This window comes from Micromonospora sp. NPDC023644 (genome assembly GCF_040640115.1).
Taxonomy (GTDB): Bacteria; Actinomycetota; Actinomycetes; order Mycobacteriales; family Micromonosporaceae; genus Micromonospora.
On sequence record NZ_JBFABA010000049.1, the window covers coordinates 1 to 16,798 of the forward strand.

Here is a 16,798-nt window from a genome sequence, read left to right on the forward strand (position 1 = left end):
TCCACTCCGGGCAGGCTGCCGTGATCACCTGCACCCGGGCATACTGCCGCGTCGTCCTCAACAGACAGACGCCAGGGTTACGAGACGTCCCTTAGTGCCACGGGCCACGGGCCACGGGCAGGCGCCAACGACGCTCAATCGTTACACACACCCCGGACGACTACGCCGGTCGCGTCTTGGCGGCCTTCGACCGCCCTGCTGCCTCCCTGCTGCCTCCGGTCGAGAATTCGCCCTCGGAAAGCGGGCTTCACGGGGATGGAGGCGACCTGTGGCCTGCGTCGAAGCGCTCCGACAGAAAGGGACGACCCCCGTCGGGGGGAAAGTGACCTGACGTAGCAGCCAGTGTGATCAAGTGCCGTACCGCGTGGTCAGACCCACCGGTCGTGCCGTCGATCATGATCGAGTATGGCCACGTGGTACGGCCTTCGCTGACGATCTGCTGACTTCGCCGGGTCCAGCGCCGCAGGCCAACGCATGGCCTGCCCGTCGGGCTCGCTACACCATGACATCTCGCCTACAAGCTCTGTGCGTCGCGTCCGCACGCGTCCGGCATCGGCTGCACGCTCGGAGCCTCGTCCATGCCAGCCTCCGTCAGCATGCCGCCGTCTGGCGCGTTGCTGTCGGCAGCAGTTCCGTCGGCGACCCAGGCCGGCCCTCGCCAAGGTGCTCGTCGCCAGCGTCCGGCGCCGACGCGCGGGATGACCGATGCAGATCGCACCTCATCTGTGAGAGAGGATGTAACCCATGACCTCGGCAACCGCGTCGCCCGCTAACTCCTCGGCCTTGCCTGCGGTACCAAGCCCAGAGCCGCAGCTCGACCTAGTGTCAGCGACCGACCATCTACGCATGCAGGTCAATAAGCTACTTAGCTCCAACCGTCGGGTTGAACTCGGTCAGTTCATGACGCCAGCTCCGATCGCTCGTCTCATGACCTCCTCGATTGACGTCACCCGTGACGAAATCCGGCTTGTCGACCCCGGTGCAGGGGTTGGATCACTGACGGCGGCAGCTGTAGAGCGCATACTCACGTCCCCAACTCGACCGCGCCGTGTAATCCTGACTGCCTTCGAGGTCGAGCCACTGATGCACGGAGCGCTCAACACGACACTGCGCCTCTGCCGAGATGCGCTCGCTGCAGCGGGCATCGAATGTGAACTGCGGCTGCGGACCGAAGATTTTATCGAGTACGCACTCAGCGACCCCGAGCCGGAGTTCGATATCGCTGTGATTAATCCTCCTTACCGGAAGCTGAACACAAGATCGGAGAGCTACGGACGCCTACGCGCAGCCGGCATAGCTACGCCGAATCTATACGCAGTCTTCTGGGCTGGCGCCATCGCTGCTACCGCGCCGGGCGGTCAGATCATTACTATCACTCCACGCAGCTTCTGCAATGGCACGTACTTCAAGAAGTTTCGGCAGTATCTACTGGAGAAGACCGCGATCAAGTGGCTGCATGTCTTCGAGAGCCGAAGCAAAGCATTCGCCGAGGACGACGTCCTGCAGGAGAACGTAATCACCAGCGCGGTCCGGGGAGCCTGCACGACGACAGTCAGGCTTTCTAGATCTCGCGGTCTCGAGAACGAACCAACGGAACGGGTACTAGCCGCCGCCGATGTTGTACATGAGGGCGATAGTGAGCATTTTATTCGGCTCCCGGCGGAGCCGAAGGCCCAGATCGTCCGAGATCGCATGAACCGGCTACCCTGCGACTTGAAGTCCCTTGGTTTGACCGTCTCCACGGGTCGAGTCGTCGACTTTCGAGTCCGCGATCACCTTCGCCGCGACCCAGGACCAAGCACTGTCCCACTTATCTACCCTGGGCACTTCGGCGACGATGGACTACTGCAGTGGCCGCGTCCTGGCTTCAAGAAGCACAACGCTATTGTCCGCAACGACACTACATTGCGCCAATTGAACACCAACGGCTGGTATACGCTTGTTCGCAGGTTCTCGGCGAAAGAAGAGCGACGCCGCGTCGTCGCCGCCATCTATGATGGCTCAACCGACTGCGACGTGCTGGGTTTCGAGAATCACCTAAACTATTATCACCAAGGCGGGGCTCCGCTTGAGTCAGAGGTAGCCAAGGGTCTATCCGTCTTCCTCAACTCGACCCTCGTCGATGAATACTTCCGCCAGTTCAACGGGCACACACAAGTTAACGCAGGCGACCTGAGGAGCCTTCGCTACCCGGAGCGTGCGTCGCTGCAAAAGCTCGCAGCCGAATGGAAGCCAGGGCTGACACAAGACGCAATAGACCAGTTGGTAGACTCGATCGAGGCCTAGGCAGGTCGATACAACTGCGGCGTTCGTTCGACAAGGCGTGCCCGGTCGCGCTCTAATCCGCCGCTCCCTAGATGTGCCGCAAACGCGTCAGGTAGGCGGAACATTGACGTGTCAAAGTAGGCGGCATTTCGAGTCTCCCGTGATCTGATGTCTACGTTCTTGAAGTGCTGCTCCATCGTCCATAAGTCCGTCCACCACAGGCCCACGCCGTAATAACGTTCGGTGGGCGGATGCGCTCGACCAAGGACCTGGACGTGGATCAAATAGACCGGAACGGCCTCACGCGCAATAACGGCCAGAATATCGTCGCAGTCGGTGGTATCAAGTTGGAATCGCGCCATCGGCTCGCCGATTCCACCGGTCCTGGTCGCAGCCTTCTTGCCACTTTTCAGTTCGAAGCCCGCGACGGGAGCACTCCCGCTATAGAGCGTGAAGTCAGGCAGGCTGATTCGATCTGCATCGGTGCGACGACCACGCGGACGCAACTGCGGCGGATCGGTTTCGACCAGCGTCAAGCCTAGAGCGGCGGCTGGAATAGCCTGTTCCCAAACCTGGTGGACATACTTGGCGGAGGCGATTCCCCGACCGATGGACCGGAGAACGCGCTCACATATGTTGCAGAGGAACCACTGCGCAAGTCGAATATCGTCGTATCGCTCGTTACAGTGGCCGCAGTATCCGTCGACAACCTCTCCCGACACCCATTCCGGAGCTTTCCCACTGAAGGCTCGCGTGGAATACCGGTCCCGACAACTCACGCATAAGAAGAATCCGGCCAGCGCGGCATCACCCGCTTGTTCGTTGTGCCGTGCGCAGACGTACGGTGCCCATGGATCGACAGCCAGCGAGAGTTCCGATTGTACCAAGGCCGTGAGAATGAGGTCGACCATCCCGGGACCGATACCGGGGAGGGCTCGTAGCTCACGAAGGTTGAGTGACAAGAGGTCGCTTGCCGATGTTATCCCACAGCGGGCCAGGGCCTTCACAGCCCGTGGAGGCAGTGATATATCAGCGAAGTTCACGCGACACCCCCGAGTCATCAATGGTGTCGATGAAGGTACCTCAGACCAGGTACACGGCCGAGGGATGGGGCGGCATATCAGGGAGGTGCCGGCTGGTTCGCTGACAATTCATCACTTTTCGAGCGCCGCGAGAGCGCGTCCTGACCTCGCAAGCTTGGAGCCGCCCGGCCTGAACCCTGATACCGGCACCCACCTGTACACAGAGGACCTATCGACGTACTGTAAGAAACACCCGCTGCTGGCCAGCAGGCAGGAAACGTCCTCACGGGAGCGAGTTAGATGACCAAGGTCAACCTCCGCTTCTCCCCCGAGATCCTGCGCCGGCTCGGCGAGGAACTCGTTCCGCACCCCGACCTCGGAGTCGTCGAGCTCGTGCGCAACGCCTACGACGCCGATGCGACGACGTGCGCGGTGGAGCTAGATAGCGTCGATGCGGCAGGCGGTCGTGTAACCGTCACTGATAACGGTGACGGTATGACGGGGGACGAAATCATTAGTGGCTGGCTCCTCCTCGGAAAGTCCTCCAAGGCTCAAGCCACCCACAGTCGTACTGGCCGGCGAAAGGTCGGTGAGAAAGGCCTAGGCCGGCTAGCGGCCCTCCGGCTCGGTCGCGCAGTCACGCTTACTACTCGCCCAAGAACCCAGCCTCACACGGAGTACATCCTCCGCATCGACTGGACCGCGTTCGATGGCGCCGAGGCAGTCGAAGACGTTCCGTTGGCGATGGAGACACGACCAACAACGCAGCCTCCTGGCACGACAATCGAGATCTTTGACCTGCTTACGGCATTCGACTCGCAGGACGTCGAACGGCTTGCCCGGTCGCTTGTTCTGCTGACAGGGCCTTTCCCCGGGCCAGAGGGCTTCCGAACCATCCTTAACGCGCCCGAATTCGGGAAGCTTGAGGATATCGTCCGGACTACTTACTTTGAAGAAGCCGAGTACCGGGTTGTAGCCGAGCTAGACGATAAAGGGCAGGCGTCTGCGAAGTTGGTGGACTGGCGGGGATCAGAAGTAGCGACGGGCGACCACTTCGAAATCGGCTCGGCGGGCGCGGAACGCGGCCAACAACCCGCCTTGGCCTACCTCGCTCCGGCGGCTACGTTCGAGCTATGGGCCTTTGCACTAAGTAACGAGGCTTTTATCGTACGCAATACGAAGCGCACGGTGACGGAGGTAAAGAAGTGGCTCCGTGCGGTCGGCGGCATCCACCTTTATCACCGCGGGCTCCGCGTTCACCCGTATGGAGACGCGGGCCACGACTGGCTTGAGATGAACCTGCGGCGGGTCCGCAGCCCAGAACTGCGCCCCAGCACCAACACGGCCGTTGGCAGAATCTCCGTCGTTGATGAGGCTCAACTACTTATTCCTAAGACCGACCGGACAGGCTTTCTCGAAACCTCGAGCTTTCGAGAACTCGCCCGATTTGGCCGAAACGTGCTCGACTGGGCGGCCAACGAACGTCTACGGGATCGTGAGGCGCGTAGAGCGGAGCGGAAAGCGGAGAGCCGCGATCGTGTGCGGACGGCAGTGACTCGCCTAGAGGATACGCTCCAGTCACTACCTCCACTCGAGCGCGCCCTGGTTCGTGCCGCAACAGAAGAACTCAAATCGGCCTACGATGAGAAGGTAAGTTCGGTCGAAAGTGATCTAGTCCTCTATCGCACCCTAAGCACGGTGGGCACGACGACGGCGGTCTTCGCCCATGAGACGAGGCAGCCAGTAGATCTCATCGAACAGGCCGCGAGCGTCATCGCCCGCCGAGGAGCCTCCTTGATCGAGGACTATCCCCAACGGCTCGGCGACCAGGTCAGCGCGATCCAGGCCGCCGCTACGTCGCTGAGGACGTTCGCTGACATTCCTCTTCGACTCTTGCATCGCAGAAAGCGCAAGCCTCAGATCGTCAGTGTTAACGACGTGGTCGATGGCCTTCTTCCGATCTTTCAGCCACATCTGAACAGTGCAGCTATTTCAGTGGAGCGTCAGCTATCCGAATTGGGAACCCCTGTTCAGGCAAGCGTCTCAGCGATCGAGGCAATACTCGCGAACTTGCTAGCGAATGCAACCTACGCGTTCCTTCACCCGCATAGCGGAGGCACGGAGCAACGAACGATCGTAATTCGAACAGAAACCACCGATGACCTGGTTATCCTGAGCGTTCTCGACAACGGTCCGGGTATTGATACAGCGAAAGTTGCTCTCGACGATATCTGGCTACCTGGTGTCACAACCCGGGAGGACGGGACTGGCCTCGGACTAACAATCGTCACCGACGTGACACGTGACCTAGGCGGCCGGGTCAATGGAAAGTCGGAAGGCGAACTCGGAGGGGCGGAGTTCAACATCGAACTTCCTCGCGTTATTTCGCGTAGCTAGTTTTTAGATACTAATGATTCCGCAGGGAGTATCTTTTGCCAGCGATGGTCGCAGAACTTCACGCCGGAGACCGTGTTGCCATCGTCGAGGATGATGAGGCAAACCTTCGCGCCGTGGTCTGGACATTAGAAGACCTTGACCTCGAGCCGATCTGGGTTCCACCGGACCCACGGGGCGTTGATTTTCTGATTGAGGGAGTCCGCTCCGTCGCCGGCGCAGTGATCAGCGACCACCGCTTGGGTAAGAAAATGAGCATCCCTTACTATGGCGCCGAGTTCGTCGCACGAAGCAACCAGCGTAAGGTCCCGGCAGTCCTCATGACTAGCTATGCTAATAGTGACGAAAGTACGTCGATTCGCGCTTGGCGTGCCGACATTCCTCGCCTCCTGAACCGCGGAACGGATGCTGGTGATCCCACAAAGATTCGTGGTGCCCTTGAGCAAGCGAAAGCGGAATGCCTCGGCGAGTTCAGTCAAGAGCGCCGCGCTTACCAAGCCGTGGTTCGGGTCAAGGGGCTTCGAGCCGGCCCTAGCGGCACAGTCGCTGAAGTTGTGGTGACTGCTTGGCGGCCGAGTGAAGCCGTTGACGTGCCGGCGTCAATTATTACCGACGGCCTTTCGATTGAGGATGGCCGCCTTAGGGGGACTCGTTTCGTGGCAGACGTTAATATCTACGCAGAAAGTGGCGGAGACCTATACTTTAAGAATATTCGGCCCGCGCCGAAGCTTCCGGAGGCATGGAGGTGAAAGGACCCGACAACGTGAAGGCGGTTTCCAGCTCGACTGCCCTGGAACTTGTGGTGTTAGACGTCGGACACGGAAACTGCACGGTGGTCCGGGATGGGTCCCGCTCCGCCCTGATTGACGTCCCGCAAACGAAGCAGCTGATCCCCGCTTTGAGTCGCAATGGCTGTGCAGACGTAGTTCATCTACTTCTGTCACACGCAGATCAGGACCACATCGGCGGCGCGGCGAAGATGTTGGCGGATCCGGCGGTGACGATTGACAACCTATGGTGCAATCCTACAGCAATCCAGGACACGGAAACGTACTTGGACCTTCTCCACCAAGCCGCACTACGACATGAACAGCGGCTCTTGCGCTACCATAGCAACTTGAACGTTGGAGCCGACCGAGACTTGGACTTCGACCGCGTCTCTATTGATGTACTTCACCCAGATATAGTCATGGCTGGAATTGGCCCGACAACGGCGAGACACAGACTCGGGCCGATCACGGGTAACCGCATGTCGGCAGTACTTCGCATTCGATTTGACGGAACACCTATCGCGCTGCTGCCAGGGGATCTGGATGACACAGGGTTCCGATCTCTTCTCAGCAGGGGCGTCGACCTACGCGCTCCGCTCCTAGTGTTTCCGCATCATGGTGGCTCGGGCGGCAGAGACAACCGGGCCTTTGCACGGGATTTGTGCGCTGCAGTCCAACCGGAACTAGTCGTCTTTTCGCTCGGTAGAAGCAGGTTCGCGAATCCGCTGCCTCAGATTTTGGAAGGCGTGCGGGAGGCAGCTCCTGGCGCACGTGTCGCCTGCACTCAACTCAGCAAAAATTGCCACTTATCTGACGAACTCCCCACCGGCAAAGGGCACCTGTTGGAGTCATGGCCGTCGGCGGGAGCTGAGAAGGGCCTCTGCTGCTCAGGATCAGTGGTTGTGCGGTACTTGGATGGGGCGATCATGTTCGAACCGTCCGCGGCTCGGCATCTCGAATTCATTCGGGGCTCTGTGGCGACCCCTCGATGTGATGTGGTGGTACCAGCTCCGCGTCTCGCATCAATCCTGAACTGATCCTTGCTGAAATTTGGGCTCACCGAGCCTTATGTCTTGGGGCAGTGACATCCCTTGCGCCGTCGACCCGCCCGTCCGGGGAACGGGCCGCCACCCGACCCGCCATGTCAAGCAAATCTTGACGCACGTCAGGACGCTGGCGGGTCGGGCGCTGGTCTGCTCGGCTCGCCCGGTCGAGTGCGCGGGATGGCCTACCGCAACCACCCACGGACCTGGATCCGCCAGCGCAGCCCCGGCCATTCTGGGGCCGGAGCGCCCCGCCGGAGGCGCCTTAACCGCAAGCCCGCGACCGCCACCAGCTACTCGACGCGGCCGGTGTGCGCCCTCTCCACGCGAGGGTCGTTGCCGCGCGGCCCGGCCGGCTGCCGGTCCACCAACTCACAGGCCAACAGTTCTGTTGCTCTGCGGCGGCCCTCCGGGCTCTCCGCTTTCCGCGCCAGCCGCCGGGCATCCGGCGTGACGGCCGCGGAGCGACAGCGGGAGCGGCCGGTGGGAGCCCAAGCGGCGCGTGCGGCCCGTCGAGGTCCGCCTTCAAGCAGTACAGAAACTATGAATCACTTCGCCGGCAGCGGGCCACCGAATTCGACAGCACTTCGGAAGAGCCGGAGTAACCCTCTGCCGTCGCCTGATCAGGGCTTCGGCTTCGCTCGTAAGCCGGCTATTCGGCGGCAAGCCGCGTAGCGGCGCGGCAGCGATCGCCCTGCCCTCGGCGGCTGTCACTCCGCTCGCGATCGTCACGGCATTGCTGGCTATGATCGTGCCCGTCCCAGTACGGCCCGGCGTGCCGGCCGATGCCGGCCGGAGGCCGCCAGCAGGCCGAGTGCGCCGGGCGGGGCCGCGCCTGCGCGGCCCTTGATCCTGAAGAGACTGTTTCGGCAACGTCGGCCGTAGGGCCTTTGTCCTCCGTCAGCTGATGGGCGAGACGCGTCCGCCAGGTGATCTGCGACAGTGGTCGGTTTCGGCACTCTGGGCCGAATGTCTGCTACCCGATAGAGACACAGCCCGACAGCTTTCGCAGTTGAACACCGTCGGGGGGAGAGGGACTAAAGTTGCCGGTTGCTGCGGACTGGTAACGGATCATGTCGGCGAGCAGGTACCGGCCGCCGTCGCTCGGCGTTCGGTACCGATCCGATCCGGATCAGAGGTTGCGCTGCCTTCTCGCTGCCTCGCTGCTGCCCCGGCTAGGCGGGCCAATATGGGGTGCTGGGTGATGCTTACACCTGGCACCCTCGAACGTGTGAGTCCGATCATGCGTGCACTCGTGGTGTCCGTCCGAAGTCTGCTGCCCTATCCAGACCCGGTGCGGCGGTGGCGCGTTCGCAAGACGGCCCGTCGCCTGGCAACTCGTGAGCCATGGCCGACAGATGATGCGACCACCCCTAGGGACGTGTCACGGCTCGCCCTGCTGCGTTTGCTATGGCTTCAGAAGCAGACGCGGCGGGCCGTACGTGGTCGTCACCGCGAGGCAGCAGCTCTGCTGGGGAGATCTTCACTAGAGGCATGCATCCTCGCGTTGTACTGCCTGCACAGCCCCGATGTAGTCGCCCGCTTGAAGACGGAACACCTCAGGGCAAGCAGCAAGCTCCTAGCCTTCCTGGACAGGGCTGAGGTTGTTCCTCACGAGGTAGTCAAAGAGGCGCTCTCGGCCCTGGGCGCTCCGAGCACCGGGATCCCGACCATCCCGCAGATGGCAGAGCGGATCGACACCGAGACCAGCGGATCGGTCGTCAGCGACCTCTACGAGCGACTGTACGTGCCGGCCTCGACCTACTTCGTACACGCGAACCCAGCGTCCTTGCTGCGACACGTAACGCCCGATCACACCCTCGCCGAGCGGCCCTCGGACCCGTGGACACGCCGATCACCCGTTCGCTTGGCTGATGCTTGCGTCGGCCTAGTGGCCGGTGCCGTCGCCCGAGCTGACGGAGTGCCGAATGACCTGTTCATCGCCTATGCGGAAGCGCACCACGCTCGAACGATGACACCCATGGTGGTCATGACGGCTAAGGGCCTGACTCGGTCGTTCAAGATGAGCCAGCTGCTCGACGCCGTCAAGGATGCCCTTGACCTTCGTCGGTATCTCTCTGGGCTGGCCAACAACGACCCGCGTGAGGTACGTGAAGCTCGCATCCGGGCGATGTACGCCAAGATTGCAGACCCTGACCTGCCCCCTGACGCACTGAAGCCCCGTTTATGACTACCTGGTCAATCGGCTGGTCGATGATTGGGCAGATGGCAGCAGCTCCCACGCCGACGTCGCTGACGCAGCAACAAGCGCTGGCGCGGGGTAGCGTCTGGAGTCTCACCGGTCGTCAGCTGTCCGCCTTGGAGGGCACGTGCCATTCGGGCCAGAGGACCTACGCCGCTTGCGCTCCGTCCTTACCCCTACGTTCCTCGCACGGTTGAGGGAGGTATCGCGGCTCCTCGCAAGAGAGCAACTCGCCACGGGGCAAGCCCGCGAGGCTGCCCAGACGCTGATGTCGACGCCACACGTCCGGGCCCGTCTTCGAGAGATGATGCAGGCCCTTGCGACGAACCCGAGACTGGCCGAACAGGTGCAGGAGGCGTCCCGCACCCTTGCAGGCAGCCCACACGTCCAGGAGCGTATGCAGGAGGCATTCGAAGCCTTCTCTGCGAACCCGCGCTTCGCCGAACAGGTGCGAGAGGCGTCGCGGGCGCTTGCGGCGAACCCGGACATCCAGGTTCGCATGCAGGAGATGTTGCGTTCCTTTACCGCAGACCCAACCCTGGTGGAGCGCGTACGGGACGCTTCTAGGACGCTGGCAAGCAAGTCGCAGGTCCGGATAGATGTTCAACGGTCGGTTCGAGCTGTTGCAACCAACGAAGAATTCCAGGAATCTCTGCACCGAACGATCTCCACAACGCCGGCTCCAGTTCTTTCCAACTTGCGGGATGACTTCGAGCTTTTTGCCGCATCAGCATTCGACGAGGACGACGAGTCGCTCGCACTCCCACAAGACGACCTAGAGTTGGCTGCAGCGTTCGACCGGTTTGCAGCGTCTGAGGAAGGTCGACAGGCTGCCGGGCTTTTGGTTGGGGTTGACAACGACGCCGATGAATCAAAGGCCAGTCTCGGACGAGGCGAAACCCGACGGGTGGCCGTTGTCTACGCAATCGCTACCTACCTGGTCGTGGCCGCTGCGCTACATGGAACGAATGTCGCCACAGTCGACGGCGCAGTATTCGACCCTTACAAGCTCGTTGACGATCAAATCAAGGCGATCGGTTTTGCTCTTGCAGTCTTGGGGCTCATCATTGGCCTGCGAAGGTCGGATAGGTAGATCCAAGTGTCCTCTCTCTTGATCCGGCCCGCCCTGACCGGCGAGAACCCAATTCTTCGCAGGATTTTCGAGCAGTCAAGACTGCATGTCGAATTCGACGAATACCTAGACGAGGAGGTCTTTGACCTAGCTCTCATCGCCGAAGACCCTGCCGGGTCGGCTATGGGTGCAATTCATGGTCGACTGGATATCGGATTCGATGAGACCATCGCGCCGACAGGCCTGGGGCCGGGGCCACAGGCATGGATCGATCGACTTGGCGTGATACCCAGCAAGCGGCGACGGGGGGTTGGCAAGGCCCTGCTGAATCGATTCGCGAGGGAAGCCGTCGAGGCCGGATGCACGCACGTCGGCGGCTACCCGGACCTGACCTCGGAACCCTCTGAGCGAATGGCCTTCTTTGCCGCATCTGGCTTGAAGCCTTTGAAGCCAGAAGACCCCACTTACGTAATCGGTGGCAGTCTCGTGGAAGTCATATCGGCTACGGCTTCAGTCTGAAGATTGCGTTGCGGCATGGCTACCACCCTTGGCCGGTTGACCGCACACGTTGACCCAACCGCCACCACTCCCAATGCAGGCGGGATGGCCTACCGCAACCACCCACGGAACGTGACCCGCCGGCGGAGCCCCGGCCATCCTGGAGCCGGAGCGCCCCCGCCGGAGGCGCACTAGCCGCAACCCCGCGACCGCCGGCAGCTCGCCGACGCGACCGGCGTGCGCTCCCCTGCGCCGCGCGGGCGCTTGGCCGCGCGGCTCGGCCGGCTGCCGGCCCACCCCTCAACCGTCAACGGTCTGTCGTTCTCTGCGGCCCGCTCGGGCTCCCGCTGTCCGCGCCAGCCGCCGGGCATTGGGCGTGGTCCGGCCCTGGCGCAACGCAGAGGGGCCGGGCCGCGCGCCCTGGCGGCGGCGCGTGCGGCCCGTTCAGGGCCGCCTTGATCGTGCATCGAAAATCTGTTCTAAATTGCGCTGCCGTGTTCGGCATACGCGGAGACGCCGTTACTGCGTGCGGCAATCGCAGTGCGGATCCTACGGGCGAGCCGGGGCGGGCCGTGCTGCTCCAAGGCTTCGGCGCTCACGTAGCGCCACTCGGTGAGTTCACCGTCCGCGAAGCGGATGTTCCGCTCCTGCTCGGCTCCGAGTGATCCGCCGTCGAAGATGAAGAGGAGCTTGTCGCCTTCGTGTTCGGCGGGTGCCCAGTCAACAACCAGCATCGGTCCGAGCGCGGGTGTGAGGCCAAGCTCCTCCTGGACCTCGCGCACGCATGCCGCTCGGGGTGACTCGCCGGGTTCGACGTAACCGCCTGGGATGTCCCAGTGCTGCTTGTAGTTGGGGCGTACGAGGAGCACGCGGCCTTGGTTGTCGAAGAAGAGGGCGCCGGCGGCGACGCGTGGGGTTGCCATGGGTGGCATCTCGTTGGCCGTCACCAGGGCAGCCTAGATGGGCTGGGTTTAGTCGAGCACCTTGAGCCGCCGGGCCAGTCCGACCAGTTCGGCTGAGGGCTTGCCGCGCTGCCGGCGTACCCAGGTCAGGGCGAGTTGTCGGCTGAGGAAGTGGTGTCGGACCTGTTCGGGTGCCATCTGTTCGGCGTCGAGCAGGACGGCTTGGGCGTCGTCGATGCGGTTCCAGGAGCTGTAGGCGCGGGCGACTTCGAGTGCGTGCCGTACGCGGCGTTCCATCGGTAGGCCGGCGGTGTCGACGCGCGGGCCGAGGTCGATGGCGACTTGCAGGTTGCCCAGCTCGGCGGCGGTGGCGACGCGGTGGATGGCGACGTTGGTCGGGCCGAAGGCGGTCCAGAGGTGGTTGGCGTCGGCTCCGAGTTGGCCGGCGGCGTGGTCGGCGGCGGTGAGAAAGGTGCGGGTGGTGGCGTCGTCGTTGGAGCGGGCGGCGGCCATCGAGCCGGACAGGAACAGGGTGCCGTAGACGGAGAGCAGCGCTGGTGTGGCGTGCTTGAGGTGGGGCTCAAGGTAGCCGGCGGCGTCTTCGGTGAGGCGTACGGCTTCGGCGTAGCGGCCGGTGGCGTGCAGGGCGTGGCCGACGGAGCGGAACAGTGAGCCAGTGATGAGCGGGTCGCCGGTGGGGCGGACGGCGGTCAAGCCGCGGTCGGCGGCGATCCAGGCGAGGTCGCTCTCCCCGAGTTTGGTGAGCTGGGTCGCGGCGAGCTGGTACGCGAGGCCGAGTAGGCGGCGGGCCTGGTCCTGGTCGTCGCCGTCGTGGTGGTCGGCGGCGGCCTGGGCTCGGTGCAGCAGGTCGGGCAGGCGGCCGGTGACGTATCCGAATCGGGAGTCCTGGTAGGCGTCCCAGAGGGCGCCCACCTCCTTCTTGAGCACGGCGACGCTCGGCGGCTCCGCGTGCGTGCCGCCGCCGAACGGGGCGATAGCGCGGTAGTTCATCAGGGCGGCGCGGAGTGCGGGCACGGTTTCGGTGCCGCTGTCGCCGGTCCAGTCGAGCAGTGAGGGTTCGCCGAGCAGGTCGCCGAGGGAGATGTCCAGGACTTCGGCGAGGGACTTGATGACGGAGAGCCGGTCCAGTTCGATCCGGTTGTTCTCGATCTTGCCCAGCCAGTCGGCGGTACGGCCGATGAGCCCGGCTAGGACCTCCTGGGACAGGCCGCGTCGCCGGCGGTACCAGGCGACGCGCTCGCCGATGGTCAGGGTGTTGGTTGTCCCGCGCACCGGTTCACTGTCTCCCCTCGGTCGACTGCGACCCCGGAAGGATTTTCCGGGTCGCCGGGCGGTATGTGCCACAACCTGTCTGCATGACGGGGCTGAACGTATCGAGCAATTGCCAATCCTGCTCGGGCGCGGGCTGGAAGTACACCCTCGCCCGCACCGCCATCCGGGGGATAGGGCGCGGGTCGGAGCGGACCCGTTCCCTGGCCCGGCGGTCCTGCCTGGACTGCGCGGGTTCCGGTCGCGCAGCGACCTGCTGAGGCTGGCCCGGGGTGGGTGCTGGCGTGGGACCGCGACCCGAACGACGGCCCGTGAATGGCCCGCCCGCCTCGGCGCTTCGCACACCAGCGCCGCGCCGGCCGGGTGTCCCGGCACCGGGCGACCTGGTGCTCATCGACGGCCGGGCCTCGGTGCAGTTCGGCGGCGACCGCGCGCTGTGGCTGCGGGTTACCTCGGTCTGCGACAAGCCGACATACCACGGCTGGGTGTGGCTCACCGGCTACTCCATCAACCCGGCCACCGGTAAGGCGCTGGCGCGGCGGGAGGTCTTCGCGCAGATCGCCGGCATTCAGATCCAGCGACGCACTACCAACAACGCGCCGCCTCGCAACGTGGCGCCGGTGATGAGGAGACGCGGTGTTTGACGTTCGGGTACGACTCGGCGCGGTGCTGACGATCGATGCAGCCGATCGTCTCCTGCCCTCGGATAGGCCGGTGACGTTCTGGGTGACCGGGGTTCGGCTGGTGGCCAACCGTCCGCCGCAGGACGAGTGGATCTGGGTCGAGGGATTCAGGCTCGGTCCGTCCGGCCGCCACGGTCGGCAGGCGCAGATCCTGGTGCGCGCCAGCAAGCTCCCGCCGGATGGGGCGGCCCGGTGAGCACCTACCTGTCCAAGGCGGTACGCGACCAGCTCCGGGCGGCACAGGCGCAGCTTGACCAGCACACCCCGTCGAGCGCGGACGGGCGATGCGCCACCTGCGGCGAGGAGGGTCCGTGCCCGCAGCGTCAGGCAGCGTTGCGGGTGTTCGGCCGGTACGGCTGCCTGCCACGTCGGTGGCCGGGCGCGACTCGTCCGGAGTCGGTGGGAGCGCCGTCGTCGTGGTCGGGGTGGCTGGCCGCAGCGGTGGAGCATGGGACGCCGAACGGCTGACCTTGCTTGTCCTGTCATGCAAACAACTCATAAGCTGCTGAGATTCATGCAGCGTTCATAGGTGGGGTGGCCCGCGATGGCGTACGAGATTCCGACGCCGAAATACCTGCGCGTGTTGAACACGCTGCGGAAGCGCATCGAGGACGGCGACTACGCCCCCGGTGCGGCACTGCCGTCCGAGAACCAGCTCTGTACGGAGTTCGGGGTGTCCCGCCCGACGGTGCTCAAGGCGCTGGGCATCCTCAAGCAGGACGGCTGGATCGAGTCGCAGCAGGGCAAGGGCAGTTTCGTACGCGGTAGACCCGCCTCCGGGCGCACCTCGCCCGACTACGCCCGCGACGCAGTCGAGCTGGACGAGACCGGGGAGACAGAGATCCTGCACGTCGGCCCAGTGCTCGCCTCACCGCGGATCGCGGCGGAGTTGAAGATCCCCGAGGGCACGCCGGTCTACGAACGGCGCCGCCGGACCGTCTCGGAGGCGGGGCCGGTGGACCTGGTCGCCACCTTCGTGCCGGTGGACATCGCGGTCGGCACCGACATCACCAGGCCGGACCCGATTGCGGGTGGCCTGCTGGACCTCATCGCCCGCCACAAGGGCCTGCGACCCGACTACGCCACCGAGCGAATGACCGCCCGCCGGGTGAGCGACGTCGAGGCTGAGGCCCTGGAGGTGCCGGCCGACGAGTCGGTGATGAGCGTCGTCATCACCGTCCACCAGGCATCCGGCGACCCGATCATGACGTCGGTGCTGGTGATGCCTGGCAGCCGCCACGAGATCGAGGACACCTACGCCTTGAGTTGATCAGCTCCAGTCGTCGCCGTAGAAGTCCTCGTCATCGTCGTCGGGCGGCAGCGGCGATTGCCACCAGAGGTCGATGAGGAACCTCTCGGTACCGTCGATTGCGCCTCCATGAACCCGCACGCCATAGACCCCAGCCCCCTGGGGAAGCGCAACCTCAGCCGCCGCTCCGGCGGTTATCTGCTCGACGAGGAGTTCACCGGTTGGGCAGTGCAATTCAAGCTGCCGCCAGCCGCTCCATGCGCCGCCGTCCGGCTCGGGCTCGGGCTCGGCAGGCCAAAGTCGCGTCTGAAGCTCGACCTTGTGTGTGAGCGCCCGAACCGCGAGTTGGTACGTGGACGCGCCGGCCACGTGGTCCTGGGAAGCCTCGTATGACTCGCCGCCGTCGCCGGCATCGCACCACACGTCACGAAGGACGAAGTGGCCGTAGTGGACGGAGACGGAGATGTTGTGCGCGGCAAGGGGTTCCACGCGGCTGAGACTCTCAGCGCCCCCTGACACTCCGACATGAACCAACCTCATTAGACCCTTGCTTGAGCTTACAAGCTGACATAGCTTGTAAGCTCAACCGGTTGTTAGGTAAGCGACTGGTAAAGCTAGGAGGCTGCCCACGTGGTTCCGATGACGTTGAAGGTGCCGGTCCCGTCCGAGTACGTGTTCCCTGCCGGGGCGTTGTGCCTTGGTGTGTCGCCGCAGATCGACTTTGAGCGGCGGGGTGAGGCGGACAACCAGGCGCGGGACAAGGAGTCCGGGGAGCGGGTCTGGGTGGTGCGGGTGATGGACCTGGACCCGGAGGCTGGCAAGTTCGGTCGGTCGACCGAGGTGAAGGTGAAGGTGGTCGCGCCGCAGCAGCCGGTGCCGCCGCCGTCAACGGTGCCGGGTTACCCGCCGGCGGTGGAGTTCGAGGGCCTGACCCTCACCCCGTACGTGGATTCGCAGCGCTGCAAGCCGGGCCGCTCGTCGGGCGACTGCCGCTCCCGCATGGCGTACTCCCTGCGGGCCACCGCCATCCGCCCCGCGTCGAGCGTGCCCGGTTCGGTGGCGGCCTGACTGGTCGCTGTTTGGCGCGCGGGGCGGGTCGTTTCCCCGCCAAGAGTCCCGGCCCGTCCCGCGCTTCTTCCATCCCTCACGTGTGAAGGAGGGCGTGATGCCCACCGTAGTTCCCCCTGCCCTGAAGCGCGCTGAGGGCCGCTGCTCGTCGGGGTGGTGGTCCTGATGTCCCGTACCAGCATGGTCGGCCTACGCCACGCCTACCGGGAGGTGGAGGCGGCCCTCCGGTCCGTGCTGCGGTTGCCGCCGGCCTCGGCGCGGGTGTGCGCGATCCGCTGCCCCCGCTGCGAGGAGTGGGTGAAGCCGCGCCGCTTCGACCTACGTCGCATGTCCTGCCGC

General features: G+C 64.1%; 16 protein-coding genes. 11 read left to right on the forward strand and 5 right to left on the reverse strand.

What is annotated here, in order from left to right; all coding sequences use genetic code 11:
- Window positions 1-846: 846 nt before the first annotated feature.
- Window positions 847-2,286 carry an N-6 DNA methylase gene (locus AB0G08_RS25030; RefSeq protein WP_358091979.1) on the forward strand — a complete coding sequence of 480 codons (1,440 nt, stop codon included), beginning with the start codon at window positions 847-849 and terminating at the stop codon, window positions 2,284-2,286.
- Here AB0G08_RS25030 and AB0G08_RS25035 read toward each other — a convergent pair.
- Window positions 2,283-3,176 carry a hypothetical protein gene (locus AB0G08_RS25035; protein ID WP_358091981.1) on the reverse strand — a complete coding sequence of 298 codons (894 nt, stop codon included), beginning with the start codon at window positions 3,174-3,176 and terminating at the stop codon, window positions 2,283-2,285. The two genes, AB0G08_RS25030 and AB0G08_RS25035, sit on opposite strands and share 4 nt — an antisense overlap.
- 411 nt (window positions 3,177-3,587) lie before the next feature.
- Between AB0G08_RS25035 and AB0G08_RS25040 the strand changes: the two genes are divergently transcribed.
- The 6 genes from AB0G08_RS25040 (at window position 3,588) to AB0G08_RS25065 (ending at window position 11,288) form a co-directional block, all read left to right on the forward strand.
- Entirely contained in the window at window positions 3,588-5,684 is a 2,097-nt protein-coding gene (locus AB0G08_RS25040) for an ATP-binding protein (protein WP_358091983.1), read from the forward strand.
- A gap of 44 nt (window positions 5,685-5,728) precedes the next feature.
- A complete protein-coding gene (locus tag AB0G08_RS25045) occupies window positions 5,729-6,430 on the forward strand; it encodes a hypothetical protein (protein ID WP_358091985.1) in 702 nt (233 codons plus the stop codon).
- Complete coding sequence (locus AB0G08_RS25050; RefSeq protein WP_358091987.1) at window positions 6,421-7,488, forward strand: MBL fold metallo-hydrolase; 1,068 nt, start codon at window positions 6,421-6,423, stop codon at window positions 7,486-7,488. The genes AB0G08_RS25045 and AB0G08_RS25050 overlap by 10 nt, the downstream gene beginning before the upstream one ends.
- Before the next feature lie 1,687 nt (window positions 7,489-9,175).
- Entirely contained in the window at window positions 9,176-9,685 is a 510-nt protein-coding gene (locus AB0G08_RS25055; RefSeq protein WP_358091989.1) for a hypothetical protein, read from the forward strand.
- 205 nt (window positions 9,686-9,890) lie between these two features.
- Entirely contained in the window at window positions 9,891-10,790 is a 900-nt protein-coding gene (locus tag AB0G08_RS25060) for a hypothetical protein (RefSeq protein ID WP_358091991.1), read from the forward strand.
- A gap of 6 nt (window positions 10,791-10,796) precedes the next feature.
- On the forward strand, window positions 10,797-11,288 hold the full coding sequence (locus AB0G08_RS25065) for a GNAT family N-acetyltransferase (RefSeq protein ID WP_358091993.1): 492 nt from the start codon (window positions 10,797-10,799) through the stop codon (window positions 11,286-11,288).
- Between the two features lie 458 nt (window positions 11,289-11,746).
- On the opposite strand, the gene AB0G08_RS25070 is transcribed toward AB0G08_RS25065, so the two are convergent.
- Both AB0G08_RS25070 and AB0G08_RS25075 read right to left on the reverse strand, forming a co-directional pair.
- On the reverse strand, window positions 11,747-12,214 hold the full coding sequence (locus tag AB0G08_RS25070; RefSeq protein WP_358091995.1) for an NUDIX hydrolase: 468 nt from the start codon (window positions 12,212-12,214) through the stop codon (window positions 11,747-11,749).
- 24 nt (window positions 12,215-12,238) lie between these two features.
- Window positions 12,239-13,462, reverse strand: coding sequence for a helix-turn-helix transcriptional regulator (locus tag AB0G08_RS25075; protein WP_358091997.1), 1,224 nt, complete (start codon window positions 13,460-13,462; stop codon window positions 12,239-12,241).
- Window positions 13,463-13,845: 383 nt separating this feature from the next.
- On the opposite strand from AB0G08_RS25075, the gene AB0G08_RS25080 reads away from it, so the two are divergent.
- The 3 genes from AB0G08_RS25080 to AB0G08_RS25090 all read left to right on the forward strand — a co-directional run bounded on the left by AB0G08_RS25080 (window position 13,846) and on the right by AB0G08_RS25090 (window position 15,412).
- The gene (locus AB0G08_RS25080; protein ID WP_358091999.1) at window positions 13,846-14,103 is read left to right on the forward strand and encodes a hypothetical protein; all 258 of its coding nucleotides are present in this window, start codon (window positions 13,846-13,848) and stop codon (window positions 14,101-14,103) included.
- A 70-nt stretch (window positions 14,104-14,173) separates the two neighbouring features.
- The gene (locus AB0G08_RS25085) at window positions 14,174-14,338 is read left to right on the forward strand and encodes a hypothetical protein (RefSeq protein ID WP_358092001.1); all 165 of its coding nucleotides are present in this window, start codon (window positions 14,174-14,176) and stop codon (window positions 14,336-14,338) included.
- A 348-nt stretch (window positions 14,339-14,686) separates the two neighbouring features.
- On the forward strand, window positions 14,687-15,412 hold the full coding sequence (locus tag AB0G08_RS25090; protein WP_117668737.1) for a GntR family transcriptional regulator: 726 nt from the start codon (window positions 14,687-14,689) through the stop codon (window positions 15,410-15,412).
- Here AB0G08_RS25090 and AB0G08_RS25095 read toward each other — a convergent pair whose 3' ends face one another.
- Window positions 15,413-15,880: a hypothetical protein gene (locus tag AB0G08_RS25095; protein ID WP_358092003.1), complete on the reverse strand. Its 468-nt coding sequence runs from the start codon at window positions 15,878-15,880 to the stop codon at window positions 15,413-15,415.
- Between the two features lie 150 nt (window positions 15,881-16,030).
- Here AB0G08_RS25095 and AB0G08_RS25100 point away from each other — a divergent pair, with 150 nt between their 5' ends.
- Window positions 16,031-16,459, forward strand: a complete 429-nt coding sequence (locus AB0G08_RS25100) for a hypothetical protein (RefSeq protein ID WP_358092005.1) — start codon at window positions 16,031-16,033, stop codon at window positions 16,457-16,459.
- A 200-nt stretch (window positions 16,460-16,659) separates the two neighbouring features.
- Here the strand turns inward: AB0G08_RS25100 and AB0G08_RS25105 are convergent, their stop codons facing one another.
- Window positions 16,660-16,788, reverse strand: coding sequence for a hypothetical protein (locus tag AB0G08_RS25105; RefSeq protein ID WP_358092007.1), 129 nt, complete (start codon window positions 16,786-16,788; stop codon window positions 16,660-16,662).
- Window positions 16,789-16,798: the final 10 nt, after the last annotated feature.

What these genes read in the sequence shown, in the direction of transcription:
- AB0G08_RS25035 (WP_358091981.1), bottom strand. Translation starts at nt 3,176, where the DNA reads ATGGTCGACCTCATTCTCACGGCCTTGGTACAATCGGAACTCTCGCTG.
- AB0G08_RS25105 (WP_358092007.1), bottom strand. Translation starts at nt 16,788, where the DNA reads ATGCGACGTAGGTCGAAGCGGCGCGGCTTCACCCACTCCTCGCAGCGG.
- AB0G08_RS25045 (WP_358091985.1), top strand. Translation starts at nt 5,729, where the DNA reads ATGGTCGCAGAACTTCACGCCGGAGACCGTGTTGCCATCGTCGAGGAT.
- AB0G08_RS25055 (WP_358091989.1), top strand. Translation starts at nt 9,176, where the DNA reads ATGGCAGAGCGGATCGACACCGAGACCAGCGGATCGGTCGTCAGCGAC.
- AB0G08_RS25030 (WP_358091979.1), top strand. Translation starts at nt 847, where the DNA reads ATGCAGGTCAATAAGCTACTTAGCTCCAACCGTCGGGTTGAACTCGGT.
- AB0G08_RS25100 (WP_358092005.1), top strand. Translation starts at nt 16,031, where the DNA reads ATGACGTTGAAGGTGCCGGTCCCGTCCGAGTACGTGTTCCCTGCCGGG.
- AB0G08_RS25090 (WP_117668737.1), top strand. Translation starts at nt 14,687, where the DNA reads ATGGCGTACGAGATTCCGACGCCGAAATACCTGCGCGTGTTGAACACG.
- AB0G08_RS25040 (WP_358091983.1), top strand. Translation starts at nt 3,588, where the DNA reads ATGACCAAGGTCAACCTCCGCTTCTCCCCCGAGATCCTGCGCCGGCTC.
- AB0G08_RS25050 (WP_358091987.1), top strand. Translation starts at nt 6,421, where the DNA reads ATGGAGGTGAAAGGACCCGACAACGTGAAGGCGGTTTCCAGCTCGACT.